At 34.9% G+C, this 5,919-nt stretch carries 7 protein-coding genes; all 7 read right to left on the bottom strand.

What is annotated here, in order from left to right:
- Nucleotides 1-589 precede the first annotated feature (589 nt).
- The 7 genes from SPD89_RS22355 to SPD89_RS22325 all read right to left on the bottom strand — a co-directional run bounded on the left by SPD89_RS22355 (nt 590) and on the right by SPD89_RS22325 (nt 5,514).
- Entirely contained in the window at nt 590-1,225 is a 636-nt protein-coding gene (locus tag SPD89_RS22355; RefSeq protein WP_336264156.1) for an NAD(P)-dependent oxidoreductase, read from the bottom strand.
- Between the two features lie 341 nt (nt 1,226-1,566).
- Nucleotides 1,567-1,953: a DUF6220 domain-containing protein gene (locus SPD89_RS22350; protein WP_336264155.1), complete on the bottom strand. Its 387-nt coding sequence runs from the start codon at nt 1,951-1,953 to the stop codon at nt 1,567-1,569.
- A 14-nt stretch (nt 1,954-1,967) separates the two neighbouring features.
- Nucleotides 1,968-2,558, bottom strand: a complete 591-nt coding sequence (locus SPD89_RS22345; RefSeq protein WP_336264154.1) for a TetR/AcrR family transcriptional regulator — start codon at nt 2,556-2,558, stop codon at nt 1,968-1,970.
- Between the two features lie 428 nt (nt 2,559-2,986).
- Nucleotides 2,987-3,448, bottom strand: a complete 462-nt coding sequence (locus tag SPD89_RS23325) for a helix-turn-helix domain-containing protein (protein WP_442961223.1) — start codon at nt 3,446-3,448, stop codon at nt 2,987-2,989.
- A 508-nt stretch (nt 3,449-3,956) separates the two neighbouring features.
- On the bottom strand, nt 3,957-4,910 hold the full coding sequence (locus tag SPD89_RS22335) for an MFS transporter (protein ID WP_336264153.1): 954 nt from the start codon (nt 4,908-4,910) through the stop codon (nt 3,957-3,959).
- A 6-nt stretch (nt 4,911-4,916) separates the two neighbouring features.
- Entirely contained in the window at nt 4,917-5,132 is a 216-nt protein-coding gene (locus SPD89_RS22330) for a hypothetical protein (protein WP_336264152.1), read from the bottom strand.
- Nucleotides 5,116-5,514: a MerR family transcriptional regulator gene (locus SPD89_RS22325; RefSeq protein ID WP_336264151.1), complete on the bottom strand. Its 399-nt coding sequence runs from the start codon at nt 5,512-5,514 to the stop codon at nt 5,116-5,118. Before SPD89_RS22325 ends, SPD89_RS22330 begins: the two co-directional genes overlap by 17 nt.
- Nucleotides 5,515-5,919: the final 405 nt, after the last annotated feature.

The following is a 5,919-nucleotide window of genomic DNA, read 5'->3' as shown; positions in this document are numbered from 1 at the left end:
ATGAAATGCCAAAGATTTGAGAGAAGTTTTTTAGAAAAAAGAAACCCAACTGAAAATAGACAGTTGGGAAAAATTCTTAGATATTAATGTTATGTTATGCAATACAAAGACAAGGTAACCTTACAGAATAACAAGGAGAACCTGAATTCTGCTACGTGCCACACGTACTGATTAGTTGGCAAAAAGGGTGATGAACGCAACAACTGACTGTTGCCTCAAAATAGGTAGCAAAACCTCAAAGGAACCAGCCTTCATACCGAGTAAAAATAATTATGCGTGGTACATCTACTTTTTTCTTGATTACTAATGCTATCCCTGCCATCTCTCCGCATATCAAGGCTGTTACCCATGAAATATCCTTGAAATTTTACTGGTCATCTGTATCCAAGTGCTGCAATCGTTGAAAAAGTGCCTACCAATGCAGCAAGATGTAAGATAACAAAAAGGGGTAGTATTCTCCGAAATGTCCCTGTTACAGTCAACGTCCCCTCCATAGGAGAATATTATTTATTTTACTCATATGCTTAGTCCATTTACTTTAGGTGAAATTTACCATTATTACATTTATCCCTTCTGTAAAATATATTATTTAATTTGTACATACATAAGCGATGCTATGAATAGAATCTGGATTTTTCAATAGATGGATCATAGCTAAAGCCAAATCTGATCGAGTTATTCGTCCTTTTCCTTTCGGTATAGGCTTATCAAGATTCATTCGATAATGTCCCTTTGGTGCTCCTTTGGTTAGATAAGGCGGCCGAACAATCGTCCAATCAATGGTGCTTTTTTTAATCTTTTCTTCCATTCGTTCCATATCACTATATAGATTATGAAATACTTTCCATAATACAATGACAAGTATACGTTCTGTAAATGAAGATTCTTCTTTCGACTTCAACGTTTCAGCAGATAAGCAGACCAATCGCTTAACTCCTGCTCTCTCCATTTCATTGATTATATTTTCCATCCCTTCCGAATAAACCGTTGTAGGCTGACGGTGATTTCCACCAAGTACTGAAAGGACAGCTTCTTTCCCAGTTAGCTTTCCTTTTATGGTAGATGGCTTTAAAACATCACCTTTTTCAACTTCTAGACGTTCTCCAGACAAATCAAACTTCTCTGGTTTACGTACAATTACTGTTACTTCATGACCTTCCAAAAGTAAGTGTCTCACTAATGGTTTACCTGTATCACCAGTGGCTCCAAATAAAACAACTTTCATATTAAACACCTTCCATTACATTTAGTTAGTTATCGATAACTAACATTTGTTATAAAAATTTTTTAGTAACATTTATTGAACAACTAATGTGACTACCATATCACTATGCCCTTACCTCATTAGCGGGATGAATGACTACCTCTCCAGCTGAAACAGTATATTCTACTTGATTAATCTCTATTAAAAGCTTCGATAACAACCGCTTTTATATTTTTGTTTGTTGTTTCTTCTGCTCCATTATATTCGTTTGATTCTGTATCAGAACCGCACGCTACTAACAGAAACACGGCTATAAAGATGACATACCAAATATTACTTTTTTATCTCAATCTCCACTCTTATTATTTATTAACTTTGCTTCCTCGCTTTACTTGCTTTATGATAAGCAGAATGAGCCAAAACAGAATTAATGGTACAACTGGATGTACCGCTCCTATAACAGGAACATGAACACTGACATACTGGAGAGGCACAATAAGAAGGAATAAACCAACAACCTGCCAGCGAATTTTTTTGGAAAGCTGTCCTGTAAAAGCCAGTATTAGCATAATAATGGGAATAAATTGAAACCAAATAACAAATGTTGTATGGTATTCCCAATATGCATAGTTATTGAAAACCGCCATACCAGCAATCAGCGTTTGGGCAACAATACAAATAGCATATATCCATGCCAAAATGAGAAAGACTTGTCTCGATTGATGGACACGAGTATTGGAATCTGCCAAATTTAACACCTCCTTTACTTATTATGAAGTCCATAACAAAATATTTTTACACTGCTCTTTATAAATTCCTCTTTCGGTACATTAACAAATTTCTCTCCCCATAATGCCGTAGAAATAAAGTAACTGAACAAAGTTGCTAAAAACGTAGATGCTTGTGTATAGGAATTTGATGGAACCATCTTTCCTTCTTCCTGCATCGCATTAAAATACGTTGTAATATAACCTTTTAATTGTTCTGTGTTTTCAGATACTAAATCAGCTAATTCAGGCATAGATGCTCTTTCTTGAACAGCAACTAGACAAATGGATTCATTACGTTCCATGAGATCAAGATATAAATAAGCTATCTGAAGCAAATCTTTCTCTAAATCCCAAACAATAATTTTATCAAGGGTTTGTTTAAAACTGGGAACAACTGTGTTTCTTTCAATTGCAGCCTCTAAAACACCCTTTTTTGTTTCAAAATGACGAAATACTGTCATTTCGCTAACATTTGCTGCATCAGCTATTTCTTTTATCGTTACTAAATTAAATCCCTTATTCTTCATTAATTGAAGAGCCGATTGAAGTATACGATCTGCTGTACTTAATTTTCTTTCTTTCATAAGTGCACCCCACATTTTACATTTTAATAAGATTTAACTTTTCTTCGTTAACGAAAGAAGCAATGTGCCTAATTGAAATTAACAAACATTTTTAAAGAAATATGTTTGTTATCACTAACTAACATTATTTATAAGTATATATCTTCATAAAGCAATTGTCAAAAATCTTTTATATAAATCCAATTACTAAATAAAAAAGGGCTCCCAACATTAGTGAATGAACTACCATACCAAAGAAGACAACTTTAAAGCGAAGTCTACACAAAACTATTAAAATTCTAAAGTTGGCTTAACTTTAAAAGTATATCAATTATAACGGGAATGCTTCCATTCCTTCAGTTTCTGAATAAAAAGGGTGGAAGCACTTTTTGTTATGATTCTATTAATCCTATATGATTAATGAAGGGGAAAACTTAACCATTATTTCATCAAATCTTGAAAGTTAAAGCAGATTGCATAAGCTTTGAACGTAAACGATCACGCGTATCCTCATCGATGCCCCAATAGATATCCCCATGCTGATCACGGAGCTTACGCATGGAAAGGCTTGTCATGTAGCTTCCATAATGCAGAATAACTACTTTCATTGCTTCTGGATCACCCTTATTTGCAGCTAAAACAATTGGGTACGGCAATAAACCACGCTCGTTGTTTTCAATATTAGAATTAATCATCCATTCATCTGCATGTTCCTCCAAAAATTGATTTAACCGTTCAAAAGAGTTTGTCCGTCTATACTGAACAGTACTGCGTGGAATATTGAGTAGTTGACCAATTTCCACATCAGACAGTTGAAAGAAATAGTATAGAAGGACAGTGATACACTTTTCTTTTGGCAGAATACGCATCGCTTCAGCAAGTAATTTCGGAGTGATTTTCTTTCCAGCCACTTGAAAACTTTGTTCTTCTTCCTCTTCATATTGCTGATCTAAGGTATAGAGTTGATTTTCTTCATGTGGTGTGAGATCAGAAAATGTCAGCTCCTTTGCTTGTCCAAAAAATAAACACGGTGATATCCCCCTTCATACCGCCGTGTCCTAAAAAAGGACGAACTTAATACACCCTCCAAAGTTCTGTTTTCAGTAAAAACGGCGGTTTTATTCTTCTTATTTTCAAACCGTCGTTTGATTATTAACTGGTTATATATTTTTGCACTCTAAACAAACAACGGTTTTATGTTGTATTGATAAGTGAATAAGTATACTGTATATTCAAAAAACCAGATCACTTACATCTTTAATACTGTAATTGGAAAGGTCATTCAGAATTAGTTAAAGCAAACTAAGAACCAATCTACAATCTATTTTTAATGCAGAACTATTAACAGCACTAATGAACTAGCTATAGTCAGGATTAAATTTGTATTTTCACCATAATATGCTTTTATTTTGTTCCTGTTTAACTTTTTGCTTCACTCAATTTCTTTCCATATATCAATAGAATAATAGAAAAGACAACCCCTATAGCCGTAATGATAGCACCTGTAAGGTTAACCGAAGCCATTCCAAAACCTGCACGTATCGTTTCTCCACCAAGATAAGCACCGATGGCATTAGCTAAATTAAATGCGGAGATGTTAACTGCTGCTGCCAAGGTAGGAGCTTCTTTGGCAGTTTGAACAATTTTTGTCTGTAATAATGGTACGGTCGCAAAAGCTGTAAATCCAAAGATAAAAACAGTTATCGAAGCAAGCGTTTTATCATGAACCGTCCATGTGAACAATACTAAAATGATGGTTAACAATACTAATGTAATACATAATGTCGGCATTAACGATCGATTAGCAAGCTTTCCTGCCAATACAGTTCCAAGAAATGACCCTACCCCGAATAGAAATAAAAGTGTGGTAATTGCTTCTGCTGAAAAGCCTGCAAATGTTTCAAGTTGTGGTGCAATATAAGTATAGGAAGCAAAAATTCCGCCATATCCAAAAACAGTAATCAATAGAACGAGAATAATTTGCGGATTTTTAAAAGCTCCTAATTCAGACTTCAAGGACTGGTATTGGAATTTGATTTGACTTGGAATATGTACAATTAACATCATTGCTGCCACAATACCAAGAGCCGTCACAATCCAAAAAGTAGTCTGCCATCCCCAAGCATGACCTATAAATGTACCAAACGGAACCCCTAAAACGGTAGAAAGTGTTAAACCAGCAGCAACGGTAGCAATGGCAGAGCCTTGTTTATCCTGTGGTGCTGTTTTGCTGGCAACAACGGTAGCAACCGCAAAAAAAGTTCCATGAATCAAGGAAGACAAAATTCTTGCAGACATTAACAAACCAAAGTTGGATGATAATGCTGCTATCGCATTACTTAGTGTAAAAAAGATCATTAACCCGACTAACAACTTTTTTCAGGAATTTTGACTTGTCATTGCGGTTACTAACGGGCTGCCGATGGCCACACCTAATGCATAGCCTGTTACCAGCAATCCAGCGGTAGGAATGGTAATACTTAAATCCGTGGCAATAACAGGCAGAATACCCATAATCACATACTCTGAAGTGCCAATCGTAAACACACTGATAAATAGCGCTATCAGAATCCATTTATTATTTGCTTTCGTCATTCGCTTTACTCCTATCCATTGTTTCTCTTAATTCCTCTACTTTTTTAATTCTATTTTTCAAACGACTTTTCACGTCTTTCAGTGTGTTTATTTGATGTTCTACTTCTACTAATTTATTTTGATAAAGCTCCATCACGTCATTACATATCAATTGCTCGTAAGGAAAAACAAATGGATCGCAATCCACAATTTCTTTTATTTCATCTGTACTTAAACCCAAATTAAAATATAATCGAATGGTTTTCACCTGTTCTAAAATAGATTTATCGTAATCACGATAGCCATTATCCAATCGCTTGGGTTGGATCAATCCTCTTTCTTCGTAATAACGAAGTGAACGCATACTTACACCTGTCTGATCAGAAAGTTCGCTGATTTTCATTGGATAACCTCCTTGTATATGAGTAGTATAAACCTTGACATTGTGTGAAGGTCAAATAGATAAACTTATGTATATAAAATAACTGTTATTCAGGTCATATACAGAAGGAATCTAATTCCATTTCTTAAAAAGATACTTATCTTTAAGCTAGTACCTTATCTAATTATTCGTTTAGTTGAAATGTCGATAAATCCTACTATGCTACACGGGTAACATGAACCGTAGCCACGGGAAAGATAGGTTTTAAAAAAGCTTTCTTCATGTAATCATCAATTTAAACGCCGAACACTTTAGTGAACGGCGTTTTCCTTTTCGGCTCATGCTACCTAGTCAAAGAACAAACATATGATTAATGAAAGGGAAAACCTAACCATTATTTCATCAAATCTTGAAAGCTAAAACAGA

The organism is Pseudogracilibacillus sp. SO30301A (genome assembly GCF_037072025.1).
Taxonomy (GTDB): domain Bacteria; phylum Bacillota; class Bacilli; order Bacillales; family Amphibacillaceae; genus Pseudogracilibacillus.
This window is presented reverse-complemented; position numbering and strand designations above follow the sequence as displayed.

What these genes read in the sequence shown, in the direction of transcription:
- SPD89_RS22355 (WP_336264156.1), bottom strand. Translation starts at nt 1,225, where the DNA reads ATGAAAGTTGTTTTATTTGGAGCCACTGGTGATACAGGTAAACCATTA.
- SPD89_RS22345 (WP_336264154.1), bottom strand. Translation starts at nt 2,558, where the DNA reads ATGAAAGAAAGAAAATTAAGTACAGCAGATCGTATACTTCAATCGGCT.
- SPD89_RS22330 (WP_336264152.1), bottom strand. Translation starts at nt 5,132, where the DNA reads ATGACGAAAGCAAATAATAAATGGATTCTGATAGCGCTATTTATCAGT.
- SPD89_RS22325 (WP_336264151.1), bottom strand. Translation starts at nt 5,514, where the DNA reads ATGAAAATCAGCGAACTTTCTGATCAGACAGGTGTAAGTATGCGTTCA.